We start from the raw sequence: 927 nt of genomic DNA, 5'->3' as shown, positions 1-927 counted from the left end.
CGCCGTCGATGCCCTCGTGGGAGATGCTGTCGAACGGTGCCTCGTAGAGCTTGTCCACGACGATGGAACCATGCTGGGCAATGTGGTTCTTGAGCAGGTTCATGAAACGCACCTGCTGGGCAGTGAGGTTGGGGTGCTGGTGAAGAAACTGTTTAAAATGGTTTTCCACTGCCTGCGGGTCCAACCCGATGATTTCCCGGACGGTGACAGCCAGTTGGTCGGCGGTACGGCCATAGAAGTCGTTAAGGACTTCGAGGCTGACGCCGGGGTGGCTGGTGAGGATGGTGGAGGTGAGCGTTTCCAGCTCCGTCACGGCAATGGGCTCGCCCTGGCGGATTTTCTGCAAGACCGGGTTGGCGGCCAGCATGTCATCGAGTATGCCTTTCAGGCGGCGACGGTAGATCATGGCTTCGTTGGCACCGGCGATGGTGACTTGCCGCTCCCCTTCCGCTACTCCACCATCAGACGTACCGGTAGAAGGCGTGGTGTAGCCGCCTGTTCCGCCGGATTGCTTGTATTTCATGATGCCGCGCAACCCGCTGCGGGCATTTTCCAGTTTCTCGATGCTGGGCTGCTGCCAGAAGTCTGCACTGCGTACGTCGGCGATCAGGGCATCTTTCTGCCGGACGGCCTGGATATTCACCGCCAGCTTGTCCAGTTCGGCCAGGAATTCATCCCGACCATCTTCAAAACAACTGGCCTGCTCCACCAGGCAGCGCTGGATGCTGGCGATCAGCTTATCCAGCGCGGTGGCGTGCTTGTCTCGCAGCACTCTGGCTGACATAAGGGGCGATAGCGTTTCGGCAAGCTTATGCCGGGTTGAGGCCTCGAATTTCTTCAGGGCATCGGTTTGCTGAAGCTGGTGTACCAGGCGCAGCTCACCGTTTTACGGCAACGCTGGTTTCCGGCAGGTCGTTGATGTCTGCC

General features: G+C 59.1%; 1 protein-coding gene. It reads right to left on the bottom strand.

All coding sequences use genetic code 11. The annotated features are described in order from the left end of the window. A partial coding sequence (locus A3754_RS02070) for a type I restriction-modification enzyme R subunit C-terminal domain-containing protein (RefSeq protein ID WP_304439773.1) occupies window positions 1–784 on the bottom strand: 784 nt, incomplete at its 3' end. Window positions 785–927 lie beyond the last annotated feature (143 nt).

The organism is Alcanivorax sp. HI0083, assembly GCF_001635175.1.
This window is presented reverse-complemented; position numbering and strand designations above follow the sequence as displayed.